23 protein-coding genes are annotated in these 25,207 nt (G+C 61.4%); 9 read left to right on the forward strand and 14 right to left on the reverse strand.

From position 1 onward, the window contains the following. Positions 1–72: 72 nt before the first annotated feature. Positions 73–462 (reverse strand): hypothetical protein, encoded by a 390-nt coding sequence (locus tag ACVW0Y_RS10640; protein WP_457438097.1) that lies wholly within the window; start codon positions 460–462, stop codon positions 73–75. Between the two features lie 33 nt (positions 463–495). Then, positions 496–1,125 carry a TetR family transcriptional regulator gene (locus ACVW0Y_RS10645; RefSeq protein WP_457438099.1) on the reverse strand — a complete coding sequence of 210 codons (630 nt, stop codon included), beginning with the start codon at positions 1,123–1,125 and terminating at the stop codon, positions 496–498. A 154-nt stretch (positions 1,126–1,279) separates the two neighbouring features. Here ACVW0Y_RS10645 and ACVW0Y_RS10650 point away from each other — a divergent pair, with 154 nt between their 5' ends. The 3 genes from ACVW0Y_RS10650 (at position 1,280) to ACVW0Y_RS10660 (ending at position 6,955) form a co-directional block, all read left to right on the forward strand. Then, positions 1,280–2,455 (forward strand): efflux RND transporter periplasmic adaptor subunit, encoded by a 1,176-nt coding sequence (locus ACVW0Y_RS10650; protein ID WP_457438101.1) that lies wholly within the window; start codon positions 1,280–1,282, stop codon positions 2,453–2,455. A gap of 11 nt (positions 2,456–2,466) precedes the next feature. Beyond that, on the forward strand, positions 2,467–5,610 hold the full coding sequence (locus tag ACVW0Y_RS10655; RefSeq protein ID WP_457438103.1) for an efflux RND transporter permease subunit: 3,144 nt from the start codon (positions 2,467–2,469) through the stop codon (positions 5,608–5,610). A 157-nt stretch (positions 5,611–5,767) separates the two neighbouring features. After that, positions 5,768–6,955, forward strand: coding sequence for a multidrug effflux MFS transporter (locus ACVW0Y_RS10660; RefSeq protein ID WP_457438105.1), 1,188 nt, complete (start codon positions 5,768–5,770; stop codon positions 6,953–6,955). 24 nt (positions 6,956–6,979) lie between these two features. On the opposite strand, the gene ACVW0Y_RS10665 is transcribed toward ACVW0Y_RS10660, so the two are convergent. Next, a complete protein-coding gene (locus ACVW0Y_RS10665; RefSeq protein WP_457438107.1) occupies positions 6,980–7,159 on the reverse strand; it encodes a hypothetical protein in 180 nt (59 codons plus the stop codon). A gap of 123 nt (positions 7,160–7,282) precedes the next feature. Continuing rightward, complete coding sequence (locus ACVW0Y_RS10670) at positions 7,283–8,296, reverse strand: zinc-binding alcohol dehydrogenase family protein (protein WP_457438109.1); 1,014 nt, start codon at positions 8,294–8,296, stop codon at positions 7,283–7,285. Between the two features lie 130 nt (positions 8,297–8,426). Here ACVW0Y_RS10670 and ACVW0Y_RS10675 point away from each other — a divergent pair, with 130 nt between their 5' ends. The 4 genes from ACVW0Y_RS10675 to ACVW0Y_RS10690 all read left to right on the forward strand — a co-directional run bounded on the left by ACVW0Y_RS10675 (position 8,427) and on the right by ACVW0Y_RS10690 (position 11,749). Further along, positions 8,427–9,338 carry a LysR family transcriptional regulator gene (locus ACVW0Y_RS10675; protein ID WP_457438111.1) on the forward strand — a complete coding sequence of 304 codons (912 nt, stop codon included), beginning with the start codon at positions 8,427–8,429 and terminating at the stop codon, positions 9,336–9,338. Positions 9,339–9,411: 73 nt separating this feature from the next. Beyond that, entirely contained in the window at positions 9,412–9,792 is a 381-nt protein-coding gene (locus ACVW0Y_RS10680; RefSeq protein WP_457438114.1) for a DUF2946 domain-containing protein, read from the forward strand. 65 nt (positions 9,793–9,857) lie between these two features. Then, positions 9,858–10,340, forward strand: a complete 483-nt coding sequence (locus ACVW0Y_RS10685; protein WP_457438116.1) for a copper chaperone PCu(A)C — start codon at positions 9,858–9,860, stop codon at positions 10,338–10,340. Positions 10,341–10,357: 17 nt separating this feature from the next. Then, complete coding sequence (locus tag ACVW0Y_RS10690; RefSeq protein ID WP_457438118.1) at positions 10,358–11,749, forward strand: PepSY-associated TM helix domain-containing protein; 1,392 nt, start codon at positions 10,358–10,360, stop codon at positions 11,747–11,749. 88 nt (positions 11,750–11,837) lie between these two features. Here ACVW0Y_RS10690 and ACVW0Y_RS10695 read toward each other — a convergent pair whose 3' ends face one another. Continuing rightward, complete coding sequence (locus ACVW0Y_RS10695) at positions 11,838–12,791, reverse strand: adenosine deaminase (RefSeq protein ID WP_457438120.1); 954 nt, start codon at positions 12,789–12,791, stop codon at positions 11,838–11,840. A 163-nt stretch (positions 12,792–12,954) separates the two neighbouring features. On the opposite strand from ACVW0Y_RS10695, the gene ACVW0Y_RS10700 reads away from it, so the two are divergent. After that, positions 12,955–14,037: a calcium:proton antiporter gene (locus ACVW0Y_RS10700; RefSeq protein ID WP_457438123.1), complete on the forward strand. Its 1,083-nt coding sequence runs from the start codon at positions 12,955–12,957 to the stop codon at positions 14,035–14,037. Positions 14,038–14,124: 87 nt separating this feature from the next. Here the strand turns inward: ACVW0Y_RS10700 and ACVW0Y_RS10705 are convergent, their stop codons facing one another. From ACVW0Y_RS10705 to ACVW0Y_RS10720, 4 genes are all read right to left on the reverse strand, one after another. After that, entirely contained in the window at positions 14,125–14,811 is a 687-nt protein-coding gene (locus ACVW0Y_RS10705) for an SDR family oxidoreductase (RefSeq protein ID WP_457438125.1), read from the reverse strand. Between the two features lie 117 nt (positions 14,812–14,928). Next, on the reverse strand, positions 14,929–15,897 hold the full coding sequence (locus ACVW0Y_RS10710) for a 2-oxoglutarate and iron-dependent oxygenase domain-containing protein (RefSeq protein WP_457438126.1): 969 nt from the start codon (positions 15,895–15,897) through the stop codon (positions 14,929–14,931). Between the two features lie 157 nt (positions 15,898–16,054). Continuing rightward, positions 16,055–17,137, reverse strand: coding sequence for a BMP family ABC transporter substrate-binding protein (locus ACVW0Y_RS10715; RefSeq protein WP_457438129.1), 1,083 nt, complete (start codon positions 17,135–17,137; stop codon positions 16,055–16,057). A gap of 272 nt (positions 17,138–17,409) precedes the next feature. Then, on the reverse strand, positions 17,410–18,765 hold the full coding sequence (locus ACVW0Y_RS10720; RefSeq protein ID WP_457438131.1) for an 8-oxoguanine deaminase: 1,356 nt from the start codon (positions 18,763–18,765) through the stop codon (positions 17,410–17,412). Positions 18,766–19,007: 242 nt separating this feature from the next. Here ACVW0Y_RS10720 and ACVW0Y_RS10725 point away from each other — a divergent pair, with 242 nt between their 5' ends. Continuing rightward, entirely contained in the window at positions 19,008–19,472 is a 465-nt protein-coding gene (locus ACVW0Y_RS10725; RefSeq protein WP_457438132.1) for an REP-associated tyrosine transposase, read from the forward strand. A gap of 55 nt (positions 19,473–19,527) precedes the next feature. Here the strand turns inward: ACVW0Y_RS10725 and ACVW0Y_RS10730 are convergent, their stop codons facing one another. The 5 genes from ACVW0Y_RS10730 to ACVW0Y_RS10750 all read right to left on the reverse strand — a co-directional run bounded on the left by ACVW0Y_RS10730 (position 19,528) and on the right by ACVW0Y_RS10750 (position 24,651). Further along, positions 19,528–20,454 carry an ABC transporter permease gene (locus ACVW0Y_RS10730; protein ID WP_457438134.1) on the reverse strand — a complete coding sequence of 309 codons (927 nt, stop codon included), beginning with the start codon at positions 20,452–20,454 and terminating at the stop codon, positions 19,528–19,530. 28 nt (positions 20,455–20,482) lie between these two features. Then, on the reverse strand, positions 20,483–21,580 hold the full coding sequence (locus ACVW0Y_RS10735) for an ABC transporter permease (RefSeq protein ID WP_457438136.1): 1,098 nt from the start codon (positions 21,578–21,580) through the stop codon (positions 20,483–20,485). Positions 21,581–21,591: 11 nt separating this feature from the next. Then, positions 21,592–23,172, reverse strand: coding sequence for an ABC transporter ATP-binding protein (locus tag ACVW0Y_RS10740; RefSeq protein ID WP_457438138.1), 1,581 nt, complete (start codon positions 23,170–23,172; stop codon positions 21,592–21,594). A gap of 229 nt (positions 23,173–23,401) precedes the next feature. Continuing rightward, positions 23,402–23,986, reverse strand: coding sequence for an IMPACT family protein (locus ACVW0Y_RS10745; protein ID WP_457438140.1), 585 nt, complete (start codon positions 23,984–23,986; stop codon positions 23,402–23,404). Beyond that, positions 23,986–24,651, reverse strand: a complete 666-nt coding sequence (locus ACVW0Y_RS10750) for a TetR/AcrR family transcriptional regulator (RefSeq protein ID WP_457438143.1) — start codon at positions 24,649–24,651, stop codon at positions 23,986–23,988. The genes ACVW0Y_RS10745 and ACVW0Y_RS10750 overlap by 1 nt, the downstream gene beginning before the upstream one ends. Between the last annotated feature and the right edge of the window lie 556 nt (positions 24,652–25,207).

Consider the following 25,207-nt stretch of genomic DNA (forward strand, 5'->3'; position numbering starts at 1 on the left):
AGGCTGGGATCCAGGCGCGAAGGTGAAAAGCAAACGTAGGGCCGGTCTTGATCTGGAAGCAACACAACACGTTTATTGATTCAGCGGCGGCGACTGCAACAAATACAACCCCGTGGTATTCAAGCCAATCCGATACCGCCGAATCTCCCCCGGAATCAGATCCACCGAAATACTGCTGGTCTGACTGATCCCCGGCGAACACACCCCAGGTCCCAACAACCCCAACCGCACAGAAATGGCCCCGGGCGGCAGGTTGAACGCCACCGATTGGCCCTGCCAAAGCCGCGCCGCCAATTGATCCTGCAGGTACAGCCCGATATCGCAGGGGCTGCCCACTTCCAGCCGTTCGCGGGAAATGATCAGCACCCCATAACCGTCGGATTGCGGCGTCGGCGCATCGGCGAATTCGGCCTGGGCAAGCGCCGAAATCAGCAGCATCCAGATCAATACAAAGACACGCATGGTCAGGCTCTCCCGCCGGCAGATATCCCTAGGTTAGTTGCTCAGCGGCCACTCGCGGGCCAGGCCGCGGAAGATCGCGTCAATCATCGCCCCCGCTTCGTGCTCGGGGCGGTACAGCTCGGGGTCGCGCAGGTAGTCGCTGAACAGGCCGATGACCATGCCATGCAAGGTCAGCGCGGCCAGGCGCGGGGTCATCGCCGGATGCAGGTGCTGCTGTTCGGCGGCGCGTTGGAACAGCGCTTCGCACAGCTCGATAAATTGCCGGACGAAGGCGTTGTGGCGGTCTTCGGCTTCGCGCAGGTCATCGGTGAATTCGCAGCGAAACAGCAGGATGGTCATGATCCGCCGCTTTTGCCCGTCGTGGACCAGGTTGACCAGCGCATCCACGCAGATGTCCCGCAGGGTCTGCAGCGGTTCGCGCTGGTTGTCGGCAGAAAGCAGCTCGGCCATCTGCTCCGGCGGCAGACGCACCCGGTTGAGCATTTCGTGGAACAGGTGGGCTTTGTTTTCGAAGTGCCAGTACACCGCACCGCGGGTGACCTCGGCGGTCTTGGCGATCTGCTCGAGGGTGGTGTGGCCCACGCCTTTTTGCAGAAACAGCATTTCCGCAGCCAGCAAGATGGCGCTGCGGGTTTTCTCTGCTTCTTCTTTGGTTCTTCGCATGGCGGATGGGCTAATTCTGTCTAGGCTCTTTTTCAGTTAGAGCGGGGCGTGAGGGGCATTGTAGTGCCTGTGGGGGCTTTACAAACACTCCTGTATGTATCGACCAGCTCTGGATCGACTTTATTTTCCGATGCGCTTGGTCATGGAGACCGTTATGCCGTACGCCTTGTCTTCGTTTGTCGTGCCCCTTTCCTTGATAACCGTAACCCTGTTCAGCTCCGCCAGCCGTGCTGCCGATGCACCTGCGGCACCGGCACCGCCGCCACCGGAAGTGACAGTGGAAGTGGCCAAGGCGGAAACCTTCCCCATCGTGCTGGAGTATTCCGGGCGCACGGCAGGTTATCGGGAAGTACAGGTGCGGGCGCAGGTCAGCGGGATTCTGAAGCAGCGCACTTATGAGGAAGGCAGCAAGGTCAAAGCCGGCCAGGTGCTGTTTCGCATCGACCCTCGGCCCTACGAGGCGGCGCTGATGCGCGCCAATGGTGCCCTGGCCCAGGCGCAGGCGCGCTATCGCCAGACCGACCGCGACCTCAAGCGTATTCGCGAGCTGCAGAAAAAAGGCTTTGCCAGCGAAAGCGAGCTGGATAACGCCATCTCCAACTTCGAGCAGGCCAAGGCCAACGTCGAAGCCGCCAAGGCCGATGTGGAAACCAGCCAGATCGACCTCGGTTACACCACCGTTGTGGCACCGATCTCCGGTATCACCAGCAAACAGACGGTATCCGAAGGCAGCCTGGTGGTGGCCTCCGACGCCAACGCCAGCTTGCTGACCCAGCTCACCCAACTGGACCCGCTGTACGTCAACTTTGCCTACCCGGACACCGCCGCTGAGCGCCTGCGCGAAGGGGTGCAGAGCGGCAAGGTGTCGATGCCTGGCGATGGCAAGCTGTTCGCCCAACTCAAATTCGGCGATGGCAGCGATTACCCGCTGGAAGGGCGGGTGGACTTCACCGACAGTTTCGTCAGCACCGGTACCGGCACTGTCAGCGCGCGGGCCGTGGTACCCAACCCCAACCAGAACCTGTTGCCGGGGCAGTTCATGCGGGTGGTGATCAAGGGCCTGACCCGCGCCAATGCGATCACCGTGCCAGAGCGTGCGTTGCTGCAGGGGCCTAAGGGCACGTTTGTCTATGTGGTCGACGAGCAGGGCATCGCCCATGCACGGCAGGTCAGCACCGGGCCCACTTCGGAGGGTCGCTGGGTGATCGAGTCCGGGGTCAACGTCGGCGACAAGGTGATTGTCGAGGGCGTGCTCAAGGTCCGCCCGGAATCACCGGTGAAAGCCAGCGAGGCCAAAGCGGCTAGCGAACAACCTGCGAAACAGTCCTAAGGAGCGTTGCCGTGATTTCTCGCTTCTTTATTGATCGTCCTATCTTCGCCACGGTGATCTCCGTGGTCATCGTGCTTGCCGGGCTGGCGGCCATGCGCTCGCTGCCGATTTCCCAGTACCCGGAAATCCTTCCGCCGCAGGTGGCAGTAAGCGCCAGTTACCCGGGGGCCAGTTCCCAGGTGATCGCCGAAACCGTGGCGGCACCGCTGGAGCAGGAAATCAACGGCGTGGAGAACATGATCTACCAGCTGTCGAACTCCGACAGCAGCGGGGCCATGAGTCTCAATGTGTACTTTCAGGTCGGCACCGATCCGGACCAGGCCACCATCGACGTCAACAACAAGGTGCAGGCGGCCCTGGCCAAACTGCCGGAAGAAGTGCGTCGGCAAGGGGTGAAGGTGGAGAAGAAATCCTCCGACATCCTGCAGGTAATCACCCTGTATTCGCCGGACGGTTCGCGGGACCCGATCTATATCAGCAACTATGCGCTGATCAACGTGATCGACGAGCTCAAACGCCTCAAGGGCGTGGGTGATGCCAGTCAGTTCGGTTCCAAGGACTATTCCATGCGCATCTGGCTGCGGCCGGACAAGCTGGCGCAGTACAACCTCACGCCTACCGATGTGGTCAATGCCATTCAGGAGCAGAACTCGCAGTTCGCGGCGGGCAGTTTTGGCCGCCAACCGCTGACGCAAGAGCAGGACTTCACCTATACGGTGACCACCCAGGGCCGTTTCGCTGATCCGAAAGAGTTCGAGACCATCATTCTGCGTTCCGATACCACCGGTGCCAGTCTGCTGCTCAAGGATGTGGCGCGCGTGGAGCTGGGGGCTCAGGACTACTCGCTGATGACCAGCCTCAATGGTCAGCAGAACGCGGCCTTTGGTATCTATCTGCAGCCCGGTGCCAATGCCCTGGATACCGCCAAGGCGGTGAACGAGACCATGGAGCGCCTGGCCAAGCGCTTCCCTTCGGGGATGACCTACAAGATTCCCTACGACACCACCAAGTTTGTGAAGGTCTCCATCGAAGAGGTTATCCACACCTTCTTCGAGGCCCTGCTGCTGGTGGTGCTGGTGGTGTTTGTCTTTCTGCAGAACTGGCGCGCCACGCTGATTCCGGTGCTGGCGATTCCGGTGTCGTTGATCGGCACCTTTGCCGGCATGTATTTGCTCGGTTTCTCTATCAACCTGCTGACCCTGTTCGGTCTGGTGCTGGCCATCGGTATCGTGGTGGATGACGCCATCGTGGTGCTGGAGAACGTCGAGCGGGTGATGCGCACGGAGAAGCTGCCCCCCCGGGAGGCGGCGATCAAGGCCATGGAGGAGGTGACCGGGCCGATCATTGCCATTGTCCTGGTGCTCTGTGCGGTATTTATTCCGGTGGGCTTTCTCGGCGGGTTGGCCGGGCAGATGTATAAACAGTTCGCCATCACCATTGCGGTGTCGGTGGCGGTCTCCGGGCTGGTGGCGCTAACCCTGTCGCCGGCCCTTTGCGCCCTGCTGCTCAAGCCGGAGCACAAGGAACCGGCGGCGCCGTTCCGCTGGTTCAACCGCTTCTTCGACAAGGCCACCGCCGGCTATAGCCGCGGGGTGGTGTTCTTTCTCAAACGCTCGGTAATCGGCCTGCTGCTGTTCGGCGGCATGATCGCCCTGATGGTGGTGCTGTTTGGTCGGGTGCCTGGCTCGCTGGTGCCGGACGAAGACCAGGGCTATGTGCTCAACGCCTACTTCCTGCCGTCTGCGGCGTCGCTTACCCGTACCGAAACGGTCACCAGCGACGTTACCGAACAACTGATGAAGCATCCGGCGGTGCAGGACGTGGTGACCTTCGCCGGTTTCGACGTACTCACCTTCGGTACCCGCAGCAACGCCGGGGTGTCGTTTATTCCGCTGAAGGACTGGAGCGAGCGCACCACCGATGAGTTGGACGCGCGCAATCTGCCACGCGCCTTTATGGCCATGGGCGCGTCGCAGAAAGACGCCATGGTGATGACCTTCAACCCGCCGCCCATTACCGGTATGAGCACCACCGGCGGCTTCGAAGCCTATATCCAGGACCGCAGCGGCGGCAGCAGCGAACAACTGGAACAGATGGTCCACAAGTTTATGGCAGCGGCGGCCAAGCGCCCGGAACTGGCGGGGGTGAATACCACCTTCAACGCCGAGGTGCCGCAGTACTACATCGATCTGGATCGCACCAAAGCCCGTGCCCTGGGGGTGCCAATCAACGATGTATTCACCGCCATGCAGACCACCTTCGGTAGCTACTACGTCAACGACTTCAACCTGTATGGCCGTACCTGGCAGGTGAGCTTGCAGGCTGAGGCGGAGTTCCGCCGCAAGCCCGAAGACCTGAGCCAGGTGTATGTGCGGTCGACCGTTACCTCCGAGCTGATTCCGCTGTCGTCGCTGGTCAGCGTACGACGCATCCTCGGTCCGGACAGCTATGCGCGCTTCAACGTCTATCCGGCCGCCAAAGTGCTGGGGGGGCCGGCGCCGGGCTACAGCTCAGGGCAGGCGCTGCAAGCCATGCAGGAAGTGGCTGACGAAACGCTGGGCGCTGACTACACCCTGGGCTGGATCGGCCAGGCCTATCAGGAACTGGCGTCCCAGGGTTCGGGCAGCATGGCGTTCGTCTTCGGTCTGGTCATGGTGTTCCTGATTCTGGCCGCCCAGTACGAACGCTGGACCTTGCCGGTGGCGGTGGTAACGGCCGTGCCCTTTGCGGTGTTCGGCGCGATTCTGGCGGTGTGGCTGCGCGGCATTCAGAACGACGTGTATTTCCAGGTCGGGCTGGTGACCCTGATCGGCCTGGCGGCGAAAAACGCCATTCTGATCGTCGAGTTCGCCGTGCTCTGTCGCTCCGAGGGCATGAGCATCTACGACTCGGCACTGGAAGCGGCCAAGCTGCGTTTCCGGCCGATCGTGATGACCTCGCTGGCGTTTATCCTCGGGTGCGTACCCTTGGCCATCAGCACCGGTGCCGGCTCGGCCAGCCGCCACTCGATTGGGACCGGGGTGATCGGCGGCATGCTGGCGGCGACCTTGCTGGCGACCTTCGTGATTCCGATGTTCTACCTGCTGGTGGAAACGGCCTCGGCGAAGTTGAGCAAGGAAAAACCGAAGCCAGCGGATAATCCGGACGCACATTAGCGCTGCTTGTTAAAAGCTCGCGGCTAAAGCCCCCCCACAAAAGCGCACTATCCCTGTGGGGCTTTAGCCGCGATGCCTTTGATCTTTGTGGTGAGATCGTTAGCCTGCTATTGGTGTACCATCGTCGGCCGCGTTTTCTTCCGCCGCCGGACCGTTCATGAATTTACGTATTTTGCTGATTCTCGGTGCCCTGAGCGCCTTCGGCCCCTTGGCCATCGACTTCTACCTGCCGAGCTTTCCAACCCTGGCCCATGCCTTCGGTACCGACGTCGAGCATATCCAGCTCACTCTGGCTGCCTATTTCAGCGGCCTGGCCATCGGCCAATTGGTTTATGGTCCGCTGACCGACCGCTTTGGCCGGCGCCTGCCGCTGCTGATCGGCGTGGTGCTGTTCACCCTGGCTTCGTTTGCCTGCGCCATGGCACCCAATCTGCAATGGCTGATCGGCGCACGTTTCGTTCAGGCACTCGGTGGCTGTGCCGGTATGGTGATTTCCCGGGCGGTGATTCGTGACCTCTGCGACCCGCTGGCCTCGGCCAAAGCCTTCTCCCAATTGATGCTGGTGATGGGTGTGGCGCCGATCCTGGCACCCTTTGGCGGCGGTGTGCTGCTTAATCTGTTTGGCTGGCAGTCGATCTTCTACTGTCTCACCGGTTTTAGCGTGCTGTGCCTGCTGGGGGTGGCGCTGTGGTTGCCGGAGACCATTCCAGCCGGCCCTCGGCCGCCGCTGCGCGGAGCATTTGGCCAATATTGGCGCTTGCTCGGTGATGGCCAATTTATAGGCCACGCGCTGACGGGCGGCGTGGCCATGGCCGGTATGTTTGCCTATATCGCCGGCTCGCCCTTTGTTTTTATCGAGCTGTACGGCGTGCCGCCGGAGCACTACGGCTGGTTATTTGGCGGCAATGCGGCGGGCTTTATTCTCACCGCGCAGGTGAATGCACGGCTGCTGCGCCACCACGGACCGGGTTACTGGCTGGTGCGCATTATCTGGCTGTATCTGTTGTTTGGTCTGATTCTGCTGGCGGTAACTGCCTTCAAACCAACGCATCTGTTGCCCTTGATGCTGCCACTGTTCTGCTTTATCGCCAGCTTGGGCTGCATTATTCCCAATGCGTCGGCCTGCGCCATGGCGGGGCAGGGCAGCCATGCCGGCAGCGCCTCGGCGATGCTCGGCTGTTTGCAGTTCAGCGTGGCGGCCGGTGCGGCCAGCCTGGTGGGGGTATTGCACGACGGCACGGCCATGCCGATGGCGCTGGTGATCAGCGGCTGTGGGGTATTGGCCGTGGTGCTGGCGCAGTTGACTGCGCGTAGTGCGAAGAGCGTGCCGTTTGGTGTTTTGTAACGGCACGCAGAACGGGCCGCAGGCTTAGCCGGCGGCGCGTTGTTCAAATTGCGGAAGGTGGTGCGGGGCTTTCAGACGGGCTTCCAGGGTGGTCACGAATTCGCGGGCTTGCGCCTCGCTGCGAAAACTCACCGCATGCTGGTCCATGCGAACTTGCCAAAGCGGACCTTGTGGCGTGGAGAGCGTACGAACAAGGATTTTCATGCCTGCCTCCTGCAGTGGGTAGATGTCGAGGAATTTGCAGTCTAGTCGCCGTGGGTGAATTTTCTTTGACCGACATCAGTTGAGCGACACGCGGTCGAATCCGGCCGCGTGTCGGCGTATCGCTTAGAAACTCTCCAAGACAATCTTGCCCTTGGCCTTACCGCTTTCCAGCAGGGCATGGGCACGCCGCAGGTTGGCGGCGTTGATGCTGCCAAAGTGCTCGCCCACCGTGGTTTTCAGGGTGCCGGCGTCGATCAGCTCGGCCACTTGGTTGAGCAGGCGATGCTGTTCGATCATATCCGCGGTCTCGAACAGCGAGCGGGTGTACATAAACTCCCAATGCAGCGACAGGCTCTTGCGTTTGAGCTTGCTCACGTCGAGGCTTTTCGGGTCGTCGATCAGGGCCAGCTTGCCTTGTGGCACCAGGGCTTCGACCAGTTGATCGAGGTGCTGATCGGTGTTGGTCAGGCTGGCTACATGGGTGACCTGACCGACGCCGATGCGCTTCAACTCTTCGGCCAGGGGTTTGCTGTGGTCGATCACATGGTGGGCACCCAGCTCGCGCACCCAGTCCTGGGTTTCGGCACGGGAGGCGGTGCCAATCACGGTCAGGTCGGTCAATTGACGCGCAAGCTGCACCAGAATCGAACCCACGCCACCCGCAGCACCCACGATCAACAGGCTGTGCTTCTTGCCGCTATTGCCGGGCACCACCTGCAGGCGTTCGAACAACAATTCCCAGGCGGTGATGGCGGTCAGCGGCAGCGCGGCGCTCTGGGTAAAGCTGAGGTTCTTCGGCATATGGCCGACGATGCGTTCGTCCACCACATGCAGCTCGCTATTGGCCCCGGCGCGATTCAGGGCACCGGCGTAGAACACCTTGTCGCCGACCTTGAACAGGCTGACTTCGCTGCCGACCGCCTTCACTACGCCGGCCACGTCCCAGCCCAGTACCTTGGGTTCGCCATTCTCTGGTGCCACATTCTTGCGGATCTTGGTATCCACCGGGTTCACCGAAATCGCCCGTACTTCCACCAGCAGATCGCGGGGCAGTGGGGTGGGGGCGGGCAGTTCGATGTCCTGCAGGGCGGCTTCGTTGTCGATGGCCAGGGGTTGGTAGTAGGCAATGGCTTTCATATGACGGCTCCGAAAAAAGTGAGGCAATGGCTGGGCAGCATGGTCGGCTATTTCATTGGCGGGAAAAACCGCGTAGAAGCTGAGGCTCTTTCAACCAAACGTTGACAATCGCCTCGCCAAGGACCCGACCATGCTGCGCCTGGATGACCTGCAAATCGTTGTACGTACCGCTGACCTCGGCAGCCTGTCGGCGGCGGCGCGCGATCTGGATGTGTCGCCTGCGGTGGCCAGTGCGGCGCTCAAACGTCTGGAGCAGCAGCTGGAGGTGCGCCTGTTCGCGCGTTCCACCCGCAGCCTGCGACTGACCCCCGAAGGTGAGCAATTCATGGGCTACGCCCGTGCAGCTCTGCAAAGCCTAGACGAAGCACAGCAGCAATTGGCGGGCAGGAAGGTAGACATTAGTGGGGTGCTGCAGATTTCCGCGCCCTCGGATTTCGGCCGCAATGTGCTGCTGCCCTGGCTCGACGAGTTTCAGCTGGAGCACCCGCTGCTGCATGTGCGCCTTCTGCTCGGTGACCGCAACGCCGACCTGTTTCGCCAGCCGGTGGATATCGCCATTCGTTACGGAGCCCCGGAAGATTCCAGCCTGGTGGCCCTGCCCCTGGCCGCCAGCAACCGCCGGGTGCTGTGTGCCTCGCCGGCCTATATCCAGCAGCACGGCGAGCCGCAGCGCGTCGATCAACTGGCCCAGCACAACTGCCTGCTGTACATGCTCGGCGGGCGTTTGCATGAGCGCTGGCGTTTCCTCGATGGCAAGCGCGAGCTCAGCGTGACGGTGGGGGGCAATCAGGTCAGCGACGATGCCGACGTGGTGCGCCGTTGGGGCGTGGCCGGGCGTGGTGTGATGTACAAATCCTGGCTGGATGTGGCCGCCGATGTGCAGGCCGGGCGCCTCAAGGTGTTGTTGCCTGAGCTGCGTGGCGAGCCGGCGGCACTTAACCTAATCTGCACCCATCGCGCCCAACTGAGCAAAACGGTGTACCTGCTGCGTGAATTTATCCAACAGCGCTGTAGCCAACTTCTTGATGCCAAACCCCATTGAGCATTGCGCTGATCAGCGCCTATGCGGCAAAGCGGACCTTGCCATCGCCCATCGCGGTGGTAGAGTCGCGGCCATGAAACCCACCCTTACCAATCGCTCGTTAATGGCCTGGCTGCTGTACTTCAGCGTGCTGTTCAATGTGCTCGCCTGCGGCATTGGCCATGGTCAGTTGCTCGGCCTGAGCCTGAACGGTGTGGGTGGGGCCTTCTGTTCGGCGGACAACAGCGCCGGCCCGACGCTCGATTCCGGCAGCGGCTCGGTCAACGACGCCAGCGCCACCACCCCCTTCAGTTGTCCGCTGTGCGGTGCCGTCGGCCTCGGCCTGGCCCTGCTGTTCTGCCTGAGCTGGTTGCTGCCCGCACGCCGTGACCGGCTTCCCGCTTGGGAACCACAGCGCAAAGCCCCTCCCCGATACTCCTGGCCCTCGGCCAATCCCCGCGCCTCTCCGTTCTGAATCCAGGTTCGCTGCTGTCTGTTCCTGTGTGTTGTCGTCGTCTTTCGACTGTTCGGAGAATTCTTATGCGTTGGTTTAAATCACTGTTCACTGCTGTTGCCGTGTTGAGCCTGTCCTTTGCCGCTATGGCCCATGAATACGAAGTGGGCGAGCTGCATATCGACCACCCCTGGTCGCGTGAAATGCCGCCGACGGCACCCACCGCAGCGGTGTATTTCATCATCCACAACAAAGGTGCCAGCGCGGATCGTCTGCTCTCGGTCGACACCCCGGCAGCCGGCAAGGCCGAGATGCATGAGCACATCGACCAGAACGGCCTGATGAAAATGCAGCAGGTGCAGTTCGTCACCGTGCCGGCGGGCGGCGAAGCCACCTTTGCGCCCATGGCCTACCACGTGATGCTGTTCAACCTGAAACAGCAGGGCAGGGACGGCGAGCGCTTCCCGCTGACCCTGCATTTCGAAAAGGCCGGTGAGGTGACCGTGCAAGTGGCCGTGCAGAAAGAAGCGCCGGCCGAACAGCACGATATGTCCCAACACAAAAACTGAACGCCGGGGGCGCACCTATGAGCAAGGCTCCTGTGTCGTTCTACAACCAGGCCTGGCGCTGGCACTTCTATGCCGGCCTGTTTGTCATTCCTTTTATGATCGTCCTGTCCCTGACCGGCATCATTTATCTGTTCAAACCCCAGCTCGACAACCTGATGTACGCCGATCTGCTGCAGGTCAATCCGATTGGCCAGCTGCTCAGCGCCGAGCAGCAACTGGCGCGGGTGCAGGAGGTTTATCCCCAGGCGACGATCAGCCAGTACCTGCCGCCGGTAGATGAGCGGCACAGCGCGCAATTCGTGCTGAGCGAGGCAGGTCGCAAGCTCAACCTGTTTATCGATCCCTACAGCGGCATCGTGCTGGGCAGCCAGGACGCGCAAAACAATCTGCAAGCCCTGGCGCGTGCGCTGCACGGCGAGCTGCTGTTAGGCACCGTCGGCGATCGCCTGGTCGAGCTGGCGGCGGGTTGGGGCGTGGTGCTGGTGGTGTCCGGCCTGTACCTGTGGTGGCCCCGAGGTCGCTGGGGTGCCGGGGTGTTGTGGCCGCGCCTGGCCGCCCGTGGTCGGCCGTTCTGGCGCGATGTACATGCGGTCACCGGCTTCTGGGGCGCGCTGCTGTTGCTGTTTATGCTGCTCACCGGGATGACCTGGACCGGCTTCTGGGGCAAGAGCTTTGCCGATGTCTGGAACCAGTTTCCGGCGGCGATGTGGAATGACGTGCCGAAATCCGGCGTCGAGGCGCGCAGCCTGAATACTGCCGATTCGCAGACAGTCGCCTGGGCGGTAGAAAACACGCCGCTGCCGGCCTCCACGCCACTTGCTGTCGATCCCCATGCTGCGCATAACGGCCACCACATGGCCGACATGACGCCCGCAGCCACGGGGCAGATTCCCTTGCAGCAGGTTGTGGATATCGCCCAAGCCAATGGCGTGCAGCCCGGCTACAGCATCACCCTGCCGCAGGGCAAAGACGGTGTGTACACCATCGCCCTGTTTGCCGATGATCCTCGCAACGACGCCACCCTGCATATCGACCAATACAGCGGCCAGGTGCTGACCGACGTGCGCTGGCAGCACTACAACCTGGTGGCTAAGAGCGTGGAAACCGGGGTGATGTTGCATGAAGGCAAGCTGTTCGGCCTGGCCAACCAACTGGTTATGCTCGGCGTGTGCCTGCTGATTCTGCTCAGTTCGGTGAGTGGTCTGGTGATCTGGTGGAAGCGTCGGCCACAAGGCCGACTGGGTGTGCCGCCGCTGCGTCATGACCTGCCGCTGTGGAAAGCTGCGGTGGTCATCATCATCGCCCTGGGCGTGGCGTTCCCGCTGGTGGGGATGTCGCTGGTGGTGATTGGCGTGTTGGATTGGTTGGTGCTGTCGCGGCGAGCCAGTTCTTCGACCGTTACCGGGTAAACCGTAGACCCGGTAGGAGCGGCTTTAGCCGCGATGCTTTGAAGATCAAGAGCATCGTGGTTGAAGCCCCTCCCACAGGGATCGAGCGTTATCCCTTGAACAACCGCGCATCCAGACTGTTCTGCGCCAGGCGCTGAGCTTGATCCTGGGTCATGCCCAAGTGCTCGTGCAGGGCCATAAAGTTCTCGGTGACGTAGCCACCAAAGTACGCCGGATCATCGGAGTTTACCGTCACCTTAACGCCCTGTTCGAGCATGTCGAGGATGTTGTGCTGGCCCATGTGTTCGAACACGCAGAGCTTGGTGTTGGACAGCGGGCAGACGGTCAACGGGATCTGTTCGTCGATGATGCGCTGCATCAACCGTGGGTCTTCGCTGGCGCGCACGCCGTGGTCGATACGGCTAATTTTCAGCAAATCCAACGCTTCCCAGATGTACTCCGGCGGACCTTCTTCGCCGGCATGGGCAACGGTGAGGAAACCTTCACCACGGGCGCGATCGAATACGCGCTGGAACTTGCTTGGCGGGTGGCCCAATTCCGAGCTGTCCAAACCCACGGCAAAAAACGCGTCGCGATAGGGCAGGGCCTGGTCGAGGGTTTTCTGTGCTTCGTCTTCGGAAAGGTGACGCAGGAAGCTGAGGATCAAGCCGCTTTCCACGCCGAGCTGTTCGCGACCGTCTTTAAGGGCGGTGGCGATACCGTTGAGTGCCACTTCAAAAGGAATGCCGCGGTCGGTGTGGGTTTGCGGATCGTAGAAGGGTTCGCTGTGAATCACGTTCTGCGCCTTGCAGCGCTGCAGGTAGGCCCAGGTCAGGTCGTAGAAATCCTGCTCGGTGCGTAGCACGTCGGCACCTTGGTAATAGAGGTCAAGAAACTCTTGCAGGTTGTTGAACGCATAGGCGCTGCGCAGGGTTTCGACATCGTTCCAGGGCAGGGCGATCTTGTTGCGTTCGGCCAGGGCGAACAGTAATTCCGGCTCCAGCGAGCCTTCCAGGTGCAGGTGCAGTTCGGCCTTGGGCAAGGCATTGAGCCAGTCGTACATGGGTGAATACCTTGTGAAGTAAATCTGCCGGGCAGTTTAGCTGACCAGCGAGACAGATTGTTGCCCTGTTCATCGTGCAAACCTCTTGCCGCTTACGGTTGGCAGTGGCAGCCGGGCCGCTTAAGCTGCGGCAACATTTTGTTGCCACGGATTGCCACACCCCATGCTTGCCCATTTCAAGAACGAAAAACTGCTGCTGATCGCGATTGTCGCGGCGGCCGTTGCCTACCCGCTGGAACATACCTTGCTGCACTCCGGCCAGGGTGTGGCACTGGCGGCGGCGCTGGTGCTGGTGGGGGCAATCATCTGCGCCTCGATGCGCGTGGCCCACCATGCCGAGCTGCTGGCGCACCGAGTGGGCGACCCCTACGGCACCATGATCCTCACCTCGGCCGCAGTGCTGGTGGAAGTGGTGGTGCTGGCGATCATGATGAGCAACGAAGCCTCGCCGACCCTGGTGCGCGACACCATCTACTCGGCGGTGATGCTGGATATCAACGGCATCCTCGGCCTGGCCGCGTTGATCGGCGGCATCAAGCATGGCGAGCAGCCCTACAACGACGATTCGGCGAAGAGCTACAGCGTGATGATCCTCACCGCCATGGGCATTTCCATGGTGGTGCCGGAGTTTGTTCCCGAGGGCTCGTGGAAGGCCTATTCGGCGTTCACCATCGGCATGATGGTGATGCTCTACGCCCTGTTCCTGCGCATGCAGGTGGGGCCGCACAGTTACTTCTTCAGCTACAGCTACCCGGAGAAACGCCGCGCCACTGCCGAGGAGCAAGAGCACGACAGCAAAACCCTGTCGATCAGCATGCTGGTCTTGGGGGTGATCGTGATTGGTGCCCTGGCCGAGGTGATGTCCAAAGCCCTCGACCTGGGACTGGAAGGCACCGGTGCGCCTCCGGTACTGGCCGCCCTGCTGGTGGCAGCAATTTCCGCCGCTCCGGAAATTCTCACCGCCCTGCGCGCGGCCATGGCCAACCGCATGCAATCGGTGGTCAACATCGCCCTGGGTGCGTCACTGTCGACCGTGATTCTCACCGTGCCGGTGATGGAGGGCATTGCCCTGTACACCGGCCAGCCGTTCATCATGGCGATGACGCCAATTCAATCGGTGATGGTGTTTATCACCCTGATAGTCGCCGCCATCAACCTTAACGACGGCGAAACCAACGCCATCGAAGGCATGACCCACTTTGCCTTGTTTGCCACGTTTCTCATGCTGACGTTTATTGGGCTGTAACGCGCAGGTTCGTAGGAGCGGCTTTAGCCGCGATGCTCTTTAAGTCACAAGCATCGCGGCTAAAGCCGCTCCTGCGAGGTACCTGAGTTACCAAGGAATGGATTCACCCTGGTAATCAATAAACCGATGCCCACCTTTCCCGGCCTGGGCATTGATCTGGTCCACCAGCCCTTTGCAGCTGGTCTTGATATCCAGCGGCGCACTCTCCCCGCCCATATCGGTTTGCACCCAGCCCGGGTGCAGCGACAGCACGGTCAAGCGGCTATCCGGCAGTTCGCAGACAAAGCTATTGGTCATCGAATTCAGCGCCGCCTTGCTGGCCTTGTACAGCGCCATGGTGTTGCCTTCGGGAATGGCTACGCTGCCCAGAATCGAGCTCATAAAGGCCAGTACCCCGTTGGGCTTTTTCACCTGCGCGACCAGACGCTGGGCCAGGCGGATCGGGGCGATGGCGTTGGTCATAAACAGCTGGCCGATCTCTTCGACTGTCGCCTGTTCAACCGACTGATGGGAGGGGCCAGCGACGCCGGCATTGATAAACAGCAAATCGAAAACCTGGCCCTGCAGGCGCTTTTGCAAGGCACTGAGTTGTTCACCGTCGTTGATATCCAGTTGCTCGATCTTCACCCCCGGCAGCGCCTGCAGCGCGTCAACGCCGGCCTGGCTGCGAACGCTGGCCGTCACCTGCCAGCCATCGGCGTGCAGCTGCTGCACCAGGCCCAGCCCGAGGCCACGCGAGGCACCGATGATCAATGCGGATTTTGTCTGTGCCATGTGCGGCTCCGGTTTGCAGAGGTAGGAGGCACAGCATAGCGGCTGAGGGCCAATCGCGGCTGAAGCCATTCCTACAGATTGCACAATCTCGTAGGAGCGGCTTCAGCCGCGATGCTTTTAAAGCGCCTCTTGCTCACGGATATAGGCGTAGGTATCGGCAAACCGCGACAACAGATATTCAACGCTGGTGGTGGCCGGATACTTCGGCGGGTTGCTCTCATCCGAGCACCCCGGAAGGCAGCTGATTTGCGTATCCGGGTGCGGTTCGGCGAAGAACGGCATGGAGTAGCGATCCACGCCCAGCGGGCTGATCACGCGGTGCGGGGTCGACTTGTAACGGTCGTTGCTCCAGCGCGCCATCATGTCGCCAAGGTTGACCACAAAGCTGCCGTCGATAGGCGGCGCGTCGATCCATTCGCCTTGCACGTTCTGCACCTGCAAGCCGCCGGCATCGTCCTGATACAGCAGGGTGATGCAGCCATAGTCGGTATGCGCGCCGGCCCCTTGTTGCTCGGCACTGCTGGCGGTATGGCGCGGCGGGTAGTGGATCATGCGCAGCACGCTGATGGGCTCGTTGAAGCGCACATCGAAAAAGTCGCGCTCGATCCCCAGGGCAATGGTCATGGCCCTCAGCAGGGTTTTTGCCAGCTCCTGCATATCGCTGTAGTGCTGCTCCATCAGCGCTTCCCAGCCAAGCTGCTCGGGGTGGCGATTGGGGCCGCGCAGCGGTTTGCCAGCCAGCACCTCAGGGTGATCGGCGGGCATATGAAAGCCCATGTCGAAGGTTTCTTTCAGATCGCTGGGCTTGGTCGGATCGAGCTGTTCGGTGGCGATGCCGCCATAGCCGCGGTGATGCTCACTTTGGGTAATGTCGATGCGCAGCTTCTCCACTTCGCTGCTGGCGAAGAAGGTTTTTGCTGCGCTCAATAATTCGTCCATGCGTGCAGGGCTGATGGGGTGGCCCTTGATATAGAAAAAGCCCCAGTCACGGCAGGCGGCGTCGATCTGCTGGGCAACGGCCAGCCAGCCGGCGTCGTCGTGTGCATACAGGGGGGCGATATCGATAACAGGGAGTGAGTTGGGCATGGTGGCTCCAAGAAGGTTGTTGCTGCGAGTCTTCTCGTACCCATAGCGAAGAGAGCGGCGCTCAGCCGTTCTTTGTGTGCGGTTCTGTGCAACAGGGACGGCACGACAGATGATTTGCAAGGGGCACCCCGGGGTGCCCCTTGTATGGCGATATTACTTACTTCGGCAGCTCGGCTTTTACGTTTTCCACGTAGTAGTTCATCGAAGCCAGCTCAGCTTCGGTAGCCACTACGCCAGCCGGGATTTTCACTGCGCCGCTCTGGTCCTTGATCGGGCCGGTGAACGGGTGGAAGGCACCGGATTTGATATCGGCAATGATCTTCTCGGCTTCGGCTTTCACGTCAGCCGGAACGATGTCGCTGATCGGCAACTTGACGGTGCCATCCGCCAGACCGCCCCAGTAGTCCTGCGGTTTCCAGGTGCCGTCGAGGACGGCCTGGGTCGATTTGATGTAGTGCGGACCCCAGTCGTTGACGATGGAAGTCAGTACCGCTTTCGGGCCGAAGTGGGCCATGTCGGAGGCATAGCCCACCGAGTACACGCCACGACGTTCGGCAGTCTGGATCGGTGCCGGGCTGTCGGTGTGCTGGAACACCACGTCCACGCCCTGGTCGATCAGGGCGTTGGCGGCGTCGGATTCCTTGCCCGGATCGAACCAGGAGTTGACCCACACCACTTTCATTTCAGTGCCCGGGTTGTACTTGTCCAGGGCCAGCTGGATGGCGTTGATGTCGCGGATCACCTCAGGAATCGGGAACGAGGCGACATAGCCGACCTTTTTCGTCTTGGTCATTTTCGCCGCGAGGAAACCACCGACATAGCGACCTTCATAGGTGCGCGCCAGGTAGGTGCCCATGTTCTTGTCCTGCTTGTAGCCGGTGGCATGTTCGAAGATCACGCCGGGAAATTGCTTGGCCACTTTCAGGGTCGGGTTCATATAGCCGAACGAGGTGGTGTAAATCAGCTTGTAGCCACCCTTGGCCATATTGCGGATAACGCGCTCGGCGTCCGCGCCTTCGGGTACGTTTTCCACGAAGCTGGTGTCGATCTTGTCGCCCAGCGCCGCCGCCAGTTCCTTGCGGCCTTGCTCGTGCTGATAGGTCCAGCCGTGGTCACCCACCGGGCCGATATAGACGAAGCCGACTTTCAAAGGATCAGCAGCCGAGGCACCCAGGGTGGCGCTGAAACCGAGCGCGGCGATCAGGGTCCGCAGCAGGGGCTTTTTCAGTTTGTTCTGCATAGCGCATGAAGCTCCAGTGGTGTGTGTCGTTGTTCTTTTGAGTTGCTGGAGTCAGTGATTGCAAAAAATTGACCAACTGGACAATTAAGTGCTGCAGGCGCTTAAAAACGGGGGCAGGGCGAGTTCGGCTTAAAGGAGGAGGAGCGCTGTTGGTGCATGGCGGAACAAGCACGCTGTGATCTGGTGCAAGCGCAACAGCCGCGCGGCTGACCGGGGTACCGGACCGGTCAGCCGCGAGTTTTTGATCTTTAAAACATCGCGGCTAAATGCGTTTAGCCGGCGATCAATTCCTTGGCCGCCTGGCGGTGATCGGCAATCAACTGCTGCACATCCAGCCCTTCGATCTGCCCGTCGACCACTCGCCATTCGCCGCCAATCATCATCCGGTCGGCCTTGTCTGCGCCGCACAGCAGCAGGGCGGAAACCGGGTCATGGCTGCCGGAGAAACGCAGTTCGTCCTGTTTGAAAAACGCCAGGTCGGCCTGTTTGCCCACCGCCAGCTCACCGATATCGCTGCGCCCCAACAGCTTTGCCGAGCCCTTGCTGGCCCAGCCCAGCGCCAGTTCCGGGGTGATCTTCTCGGCGCCATAACGCAGGCGCTGGATATACAGAGCCTGCCGCGCTTCGAGAATCATATTGGAGCCATCGTTGGACGCCGAACCGTCGACGCCAATACCAATCGGCGCGCCGGCCGCTTCCAGATCCACCGTCGGGCAGATGCCGGAGGCCAAGCGCATATTCGAGCTCGGGCAATGGCAGATACCGGTACCGGCCGCACCCAGGCGGGCGATTTCATCCGGATTGAAGTGAATGCCGTGGGCCAGCCAGGTGCGCGAGCTGAGCCAGCCGACGCTGTCCAGATAGTCCACGGTACGCAGACCAAAACGCTGCAGGCAGAAATCTTCTTCATCGAGGGTTTCTGCCAGGTGGGTGTGCAGACGCACATCCAGGCGTTCGGCCAACTCGGCACTCTGGCGCATGATGTCCTGGGTCACCGAGAACGGTGAGCAGGGTGCCAGGGCAATTTGGATTTGTGCGCCGTCACCGCGCTGGTGGTACTGCTCGATCAGGCGCTGGCTGTCGGCCAGAATCACCTCGCCCTCTTGCACGGTCTGTTGCGGCGGCAGGCCACCATCGGCCTCGCCCAGGCTCATCGAACCGCGGGTGAGCATGGCGCGCATACCCAATTCACGCACCACTTCGACCTGCACATCGATAGCGTTTTCCAGGCCGCCCGGGAACAGATAGTGGTGATCCGCCGCCGTGCTGCAACCGGACAGCAGCAGCTCGGCCAGCGCCACTTTGGTGGCCAGTGCGAGCTTCTCGGGCGTCAGGCGCGCCCACACCGGATACAGGGTTTTCAGCCACGGAAACAACGGCTGATTGACCACCGGGCCCCAGGCACGGGTAAGGGTTTGATAGAAGTGATGGTGGGTATTGACCAGCCCCGGCAGCACCACATGTTCGCGGGCGTCGAAGGTTGAATCGCACGGGCGGGAAGGTTGCTGGCCGGCGCCGAGCACTTCGGCGATCACCCCGTTTTCGACCACGAAGCCGCCAGCGGCGTCGAGGCTATTGCCAGTGAAAGTGGCGAGAGGGTTTTTGATCCAGATACGGGTAGCTGCCATTGAGCAGGCTCCTCTGAGGTTGATTCAGGTTAGCCAGCTCAGTGTTGCCCTGTCTGCTGATCCAGGTCTCGTACCAGACCGTATGAAAACTACTGCGCTCGGTTTTCAAACGGTCTGAGCAAAAGTCAGTGCGACAATACCTAACTGGCTGGTCAGGATCAACCGCCGTTGGGTGCTTTGCGTTTTGGAGGATGGGCTGCAACCTGCTTTAGCCCCACCTCAATTTCTAGCTAGGTATTGGAATGCCCAGATCAGCAGACCTACGTGCGGGCAGGTTTTCAGAAACCGGCCGTATCTACCTGTTAACCGCTACCGTACAGGGGCGGCGCCCTTTGTTTTCGGGCTTTGCGCCAGGTCGATTGGTCGTTGCCGAGTTACGCCGTGCTCATGATGAGGGGCTGGTTAAGTCGCTAACCTGGGTGGTCATGCCTGACCATCTGCATTGGCTGGTTGAGTTGCGTAATTGTACGGCGAACCAGTTGATGCGCCAGGTTAAGGGTCGTAGTGCGCGGCGGGTTAACGCCCTGCTCGGAACAACCGGAGCGCTCTGGCAAGACGGCTATCACGACAGGGCGATCAGGCGTGAGCAAGATTTACTGACCGTTGCCCGATATGTGGTTGCCAACCCGCTTCGCGCTGGTTTGGTAAGCAAACTAGGCGACTATCCTTTGTGGGACGCGGTTTGGCTTGAAAGTGATCGCGGCTGAAGCCCCTCCCACATGGTTCGCACTTCCTTGTGGGAGGGGCTTCAGCCGCGAGCTCTTAATGCCCAGGCTGCCAAGGCTTGCCAAGGGACACTGGGGCAAACAAGCGGGTCTTGATGGCGTCGCGCGACAGCAGTACCAGCACCAGGATGGTCGCCACATACGGCAGCATCGCCAGCAGGTTGGAGGGCACCGATAGGCCAATGCCCTGGGCGACCAGGTGAATGATGCTGGCCAAGCCAAACAGGTAGGCACCGAGCAGTACGCGCAATACCCGCCAGCTGGCAAACACCACCAGAGCCAGGGCGATCCAGCCGCGGCCGGCGGTCATGTTTTCTGCCCACATGGGGGTGTAGGCCAATGACAGGTAGCCGCCCGCCAAACCAGCCATGGCTCCGCCGAACATCACCGCCAGAGTGCGTACGCGCAGTACAGGCAGGCCCATGGCGCTGGCGGCGTCGGGGTTTTCGCCGACGGCCTGGATGATCAGGCCGATGCGGCTTTTCAGCAGCACCCAGGCGACCAGAGCGAACAGCGCGAAGGACAGGTAGATCAACGCATCCTGAGCAAACAGCATGCGCCCGATCAGCGGGATTTCGCTGAGCAGCGGAATCGCCAGGGGCTCGAAGCCGGCCAGCGGTTTACCCACCCAGGCCGCGCCGATAAAGGAGGAAAGCCCGACCCCGAAGATGGTCAGGGCCAAACCCGTTGCCACCTGGTTGGCGTTAAAGCCCAGGGCCACCGCGGCAAATAGCAGCGACAACAGCATGCCGGCGGCAATCGCCAGCAGTACGCCCAGCCACAGGCTGCCGGTGCTGAACGCGACGATAAACCCCACCACCGCGCCGAACAGCATCATGCCTTCCTGCCCCAGGTTGAGCACGCCGCTTTTTTCACAGATCAACTCGCCCAGCGCCACCAGCAGCAGCGGTGTGCCGGTGCGGGCCATGGCGAACAGGATGTTGCTTAACAGATCGAGATCCATCAGGTGTTGCTCCACAAATTATTCGGGCTCAGGCGACGGCCGGGGTGGCGACCAGACGACGTTTCCAGCGCGCATTGACCCGCGGCCGATAGAGAATCAGCACGTCACAGGCGAGCAGGAAAAACAGCATCATTCCCTGGAACAACTGGGTAATCGCCTGGGGCAGGTTGAGGCTCAGTTGGGCGCTCTCGCCACCGATATACAGCAGCGCCATCAGCAGGCTGGCGAACACGATGCCCAGCGGGTTGAGGCGGCCGAGAAAGGCCACGGTAATGGCCGCATAGCCGTACCCCGGCGATACCTGCGGCACCAGTTGGCCAATCGGCCCGGTCACTTCGCTGACGCCCGCCAGGCCGGCCAATGCGCCGCTGACCAGCAGGGCAAACCACACCAGGCTTTTTTCCCGGAAACCGACAAAGCCGGCGGCGCGGCGGTCGAGGCCAAGCACCTTGATCTGAAAGCCGAGAAAGCTTTTCTGCAGCAGCACCCAGATCGCCACCAGGGCCAGCAAGGCGAAATAGATGCCTGCATGCATACGGCCGTCGTCGCTGAGCAGCGGCAGACGGGCCATATCACCGAACATCGCCGATTGCGGAAAGTTGTAGCCCTCGGGGTCCTTGAGCGGGCCATGGACGAAGTACAGCAGCAGGTTCAGGGCGATGTAGTTGAGCATGATGCTGGTGAGGATTTCATTGGCGTTGAACTGCGTGCGCAGCCACGCCGTCAGCCCGCCCCAGGCGGCACCGGCGAACGTCCCGGCGACCAGCACCCAGACCAGCGCCCAACGACTTTCCCAATCGATGATGTGCACCGCCACGGCACTGCCGGCCAGGGCACCGAGCAGCAGCTGGCCTTCGGCACCGATATTCCAGATGCGCGCCTGGTAAGCCACCGCCAGGCCCAAGGCACAAAGCAGAATCGGCAGGGCTTTGACCAGCAATTCCGAAACGCCGTACCAGTCACTGATGGGCGCGATCAGCAGGGTATGCAGGGTTTTCACTGGGGACAGGCCCAGCACTAAAAATAGCAACGAGCCGCACACTAGCGTCAGCACGGCGGCCAGTAACGGTGACAGCCAGAGCATGGCGCGTGATTGCTGGCCGCGCGGTTCCAGGGATAACAACATGGGGTGCTCCGTCAGCTCAGGGTGGCAGCGCTGCTGGCGCTGGAACCGGGGGAAAGGTGGGGCGCCTGCGGCGCGAATTGGCCGGCCATCCAGCGCCCGACATCGGCCGGGGTGGTGCTGGCGGTGGCGGCCAGGGGCGACAGGCTGCCGCTGGACAGGGCACCGAGGCGGTCGCTGATCTGGAACAGCTCGTCGAGGTCTTCACTGATCACCAGAATCGCCGCGCCGGCATCGCGCAGGGCGATCAGGGCGCGGTGAATCGCCGCTGCAGCGCCGACGTCGACGCCCCAGGTCGGGTGTGCGGCCACCAGCAGTTTCGGCTGCTGGAGAATTTCCCGGCCGAGGATGAATTTCTGCAGATTACCGCCGGACAGGCTGCGGGCCGGTGTCTCGGCATTCGGGGTTTTCACCGCAAAGCGTTGAATGATTTCCTCGGCAAAGGCCAGCACCTTGGCGCGCTTGATCAGGCCCTTGCTCAGCAAACCTTGCTGGAAGGCGGTGAGCAGGGCGTTGTCGGCGAGCGACATATCCGGCACCGCGCCGTGGCCCAGGCGTTCCGCCGGGACAAAAGCCAGGCCGCGCTGACGGCGGGCGTCGGGATACAGGTTGGCAATCGGCTGATCATCCAGGCTGATGCGCTCACGCTCGCCACGGGGCAGACGCACCTCGCCGCTGAGCAGGGCCAGCAGTTCGTCCTGGCCGTTGCCGGCCACGCCGGCGATGCCGACGATTTCACCGCTGCGCACCTCAAGGCGCAGATTGCTCAGCGAGGTGCCAAAGGGGTCGATGTTGTGCCAGTTGAGGTCGTCGACCCGCAGACGCACGCGGCCGCCGCTGACTTTCGGATAGCTGCTTTCCAGCCCTTCGGCATCACCGACCATCAGTTTGGCCAGCTCCAGGTCCGAGCACTCGGCCGGCACGCAGTGCCCCGATACCCGACCGCCGCGCAGCACCGTGGCGCTTTGGCAGAGGGCGCGCACTTCACCGAGCTTGTGGCTGATAAACAGAATGCTGCAGCCCTCGTTCGCCAAGCGGCGCAGGGTGGCGAACAGCTCATCAGCCTCCTGCGGGGTGAGCACCGAGGTCGGTTCGTCGAGGATCAGCAGCTTGATGTCCTGCATCAGGCAGCGAACGATCTCCACCCGCTGACGTTCGCCAATCGACAGGCTGTGCACCAGCCGATGGGGCTCCAGGGCCATGCCATAGCGCTGCGAGACGTCGCGGATTTTCGGTTCGAGCTGCTTGGGTGTACCGGCCTCGGTGCCCATGGCCAGGGCGATGTTCTCGGCCACGGTGAGGGTTTCGAACAGCGAGAAATGCTGGAACACCATGCCGATGCCCAGGTTTCGGGCCATGGCCGGGTCACGCATTTTCAGCGCTTCGCCCTGCCACACCAGGCTGCCGCTATCGGGTTGGGTGACGCCGTAGATGATCTTCATCAGCGTACTTTTGCCCGCGCCGTTTTCGCCCAGCAGCGCATGGATTTCCCCAGGCTCGATGCACAGGTCGATTCGGTCGTTGGCCAGGGTGCCGGGGTAGCGCTTGGTGATGCCTTGCAACTGCAAGCGCGGAACAGGAGGGGAACTGGACATGATCACTGACTCGGAAAAAGACAACTGAGGCAGCTATAAGCAAAAACTTGGCCAGTGGGTCAGAAACCGGTGCTAGAGGGGGTGAAAGATTTTTCTGGATGAGGGCGGGCACCAGGGTGGTGCGCGGAGATTGGGGGCTGCTTCATCGCGGCTTAAGCCGCTCCTGCGAGACCGCACAATCCTTGCGAATTGCACAAACCATAGGAGCGGCTTCAGCCGCGATGCTCTTTTACAGGCGCTGCAAAACGATCCGCCCTCGGCTGATATCCGCCAGCAGTTTCTGCAATTTCGCAAAGCGCGCCTCAGGAATGGCGATCTGCAGCTGCGCCCCTTCGCCGTCGTACTCCTCGCTTTCCAGCAGCGCCTCCAACTCAGCCAAACGCGCTTTCAGAATGGGCAATTCAGCGAACTGGCAGTGGCACGCACAGCTCACCCTGCTGACCAATTCCAGCCGTTCCCCGGCCTGCAAACACTTGCTCGCTCCGCCGCCATAAGCGCGCGCCAGGCCGCCGGTGCCGAGCTGGATGCCGCCGTACCAGCGGATCACCAGCACCACCACCTGATCGCAATCCTGGCCCTCGATGGCCGCCAGAATCGGCCGGCCGGCTGTGCCGCCCGGTTCGCCGTCGTCGCTGAAGCGGTACTGCTGGCCGACCTTCCAGGCCCAGCAGTTGTGGGTGGCAGCCAGGTCGCTATGGGCTTCGATAAACGCCATTGCCTCGGCGGCGCTGGTAACCGGCGCGGCCAAGGTGATGAAACGGCTCTTTTTGATTTCCTCGCGGTACTCGCAAGGTTGGGCAAGGCTAAGGGGCATCAGGCGCTTGGCGGCGTCAGCCCGCAGCCTTTGAGGATGACGTGAATCAGGGTGTCGCTGGCAACGCTGAAGTCTTCCTTGCTGAGCTTTTTACGCCCGGTCAGGCGGCACACCTGCTGGTTGAAGTCGGCGTAATGCTGGGTGCTGCTCCACAGCAGAATGATCAGGTGCACCGGGTCTATCGGGTCGATCTTGCCGGCGGCGATCCAGGCTTCGAACACCGCGGCACGGCCACGGAACCAGGTCAGGTAATCCTGGTTGAAGTACTCGGTCAGGCACTCGCCGCCACCGATCACTTCCATGGCGAAGATCTTCGAGGCCAGCGGCTGACGCCGCGAGAACTCCATCTTGGCGCGAATGTACGCAGCCAGCGCCACCGCCGGATCGTCATCGGCGGTGAGGGTGTTGAAGGTGCTGTCCCACAGTTCGAGGATATTGCTCAGCACCGCCAGGTACAGCCCCAGCTTGTTGCTGAAGTAGTAGTGCAGGTTGGCCTTGGGCAGGCCGACGGTCTGGGCGATGGTGTTCATGCTGGTGCCTTTGAAACCGTGGCGAGCGAACTCTTCCTCGGCGGCTAGCAGAATCGCTTCTTCGTTTTTCTGGCGAATACGCCCGGCCGGTTTGCCGGTGTTTTTGGCGGTGTGCGCGGGGACTTCGAAGTTCATAACTACAACCGAACCGTTGAGGATGGGGAGCCTGTGCAGAGATAACCCAGGCGGCAGCCCGCTTACAAGCGCATGGCGCAGAAAAAGCTGCGGATGTCGTAGGAAGTGTTGGTGGTGCACCGTCCTTGTGCATGATTGCGGCGAGTGTGCGCGTTTTTGTTGCCGCTGCGCTGGCCATCCCTCGGCGTTCCAGCTGTCCCGTTGGTCAACAAACGCAGCTGCGGTCGGCGTTTCACTCAGGTTGGCACAGCCTCTGCAAAGACCAGTTCCGAGTAGAAGCGGTTAGCGTCGAGGCAGTTCATTCGACGTAGGACATTGCTCTTGCGGCCACCCGGTCGCACACCCGGTATGCGGGTGCTTGATCCTGGCAGTTGCCCGGACGAGAGAGAGGTCAGCCATGAACCGTTTTTGCCTTTACCTCATGACGCTCCCATCCACAGGCCTGGCCCTGCGGGTGACTCGTTGCCGCGTATTTGCCGTTTCCAGCTTCCCTGCCGGTTTCCCTCGCAGCCCTGTGCGCCGTGCACCGGGCGCGGCTTTTCTATGTGCCCTCCGT

The sequence above is a fragment of the Pseudomonas sp. TE3786 genome (genome assembly GCF_054057335.1).

What these genes read in the sequence shown, in the direction of transcription:
- ACVW0Y_RS10640 (WP_457438097.1), bottom strand. Translation starts at nt 462, where the DNA reads ATGCGTGTCTTTGTATTGATCTGGATGCTGCTGATTTCGGCGCTTGCC.
- ACVW0Y_RS10645 (WP_457438099.1), bottom strand. Translation starts at nt 1,125, where the DNA reads ATGCGAAGAACCAAAGAAGAAGCAGAGAAAACCCGCAGCGCCATCTTG.
- ACVW0Y_RS10650 (WP_457438101.1), top strand. Translation starts at nt 1,280, where the DNA reads ATGCCGTACGCCTTGTCTTCGTTTGTCGTGCCCCTTTCCTTGATAACC.
- ACVW0Y_RS10660 (WP_457438105.1), top strand. Translation starts at nt 5,768, where the DNA reads ATGAATTTACGTATTTTGCTGATTCTCGGTGCCCTGAGCGCCTTCGGC.
- ACVW0Y_RS10665 (WP_457438107.1), bottom strand. Translation starts at nt 7,159, where the DNA reads ATGAAAATCCTTGTTCGTACGCTCTCCACGCCACAAGGTCCGCTTTGG.
- ACVW0Y_RS10670 (WP_457438109.1), bottom strand. Translation starts at nt 8,296, where the DNA reads ATGAAAGCCATTGCCTACTACCAACCCCTGGCCATCGACAACGAAGCC.
- ACVW0Y_RS10675 (WP_457438111.1), top strand. Translation starts at nt 8,427, where the DNA reads ATGCTGCGCCTGGATGACCTGCAAATCGTTGTACGTACCGCTGACCTC.
- ACVW0Y_RS10680 (WP_457438114.1), top strand. Translation starts at nt 9,412, where the DNA reads ATGAAACCCACCCTTACCAATCGCTCGTTAATGGCCTGGCTGCTGTAC.
- ACVW0Y_RS10685 (WP_457438116.1), top strand. Translation starts at nt 9,858, where the DNA reads ATGCGTTGGTTTAAATCACTGTTCACTGCTGTTGCCGTGTTGAGCCTG.
- ACVW0Y_RS10690 (WP_457438118.1), top strand. Translation starts at nt 10,358, where the DNA reads ATGAGCAAGGCTCCTGTGTCGTTCTACAACCAGGCCTGGCGCTGGCAC.
- ACVW0Y_RS10695 (WP_457438120.1), bottom strand. Translation starts at nt 12,791, where the DNA reads ATGTACGACTGGCTCAATGCCTTGCCCAAGGCCGAACTGCACCTGCAC.
- ACVW0Y_RS10700 (WP_457438123.1), top strand. Translation starts at nt 12,955, where the DNA reads ATGCTTGCCCATTTCAAGAACGAAAAACTGCTGCTGATCGCGATTGTC.
- ACVW0Y_RS10705 (WP_457438125.1), bottom strand. Translation starts at nt 14,811, where the DNA reads ATGGCACAGACAAAATCCGCATTGATCATCGGTGCCTCGCGTGGCCTC.
- ACVW0Y_RS10710 (WP_457438126.1), bottom strand. Translation starts at nt 15,897, where the DNA reads ATGCCCAACTCACTCCCTGTTATCGATATCGCCCCCCTGTATGCACAC.
- ACVW0Y_RS10715 (WP_457438129.1), bottom strand. Translation starts at nt 17,137, where the DNA reads ATGCAGAACAAACTGAAAAAGCCCCTGCTGCGGACCCTGATCGCCGCG.
- ACVW0Y_RS10720 (WP_457438131.1), bottom strand. Translation starts at nt 18,765, where the DNA reads ATGGCAGCTACCCGTATCTGGATCAAAAACCCTCTCGCCACTTTCACT.
- ACVW0Y_RS10725 (WP_457438132.1), top strand. Translation starts at nt 19,008, where the DNA reads ATGCCCAGATCAGCAGACCTACGTGCGGGCAGGTTTTCAGAAACCGGC.
- ACVW0Y_RS10730 (WP_457438134.1), bottom strand. Translation starts at nt 20,454, where the DNA reads ATGGATCTCGATCTGTTAAGCAACATCCTGTTCGCCATGGCCCGCACC.
- ACVW0Y_RS10735 (WP_457438136.1), bottom strand. Translation starts at nt 21,580, where the DNA reads ATGTTGTTATCCCTGGAACCGCGCGGCCAGCAATCACGCGCCATGCTC.
- ACVW0Y_RS10740 (WP_457438138.1), bottom strand. Translation starts at nt 23,172, where the DNA reads ATGTCCAGTTCCCCTCCTGTTCCGCGCTTGCAGTTGCAAGGCATCACC.
- ACVW0Y_RS10745 (WP_457438140.1), bottom strand. Translation starts at nt 23,986, where the DNA reads ATGCCCCTTAGCCTTGCCCAACCTTGCGAGTACCGCGAGGAAATCAAA.
- ACVW0Y_RS10750 (WP_457438143.1), bottom strand. Translation starts at nt 24,651, where the DNA reads ATGAACTTCGAAGTCCCCGCGCACACCGCCAAAAACACCGGCAAACCG.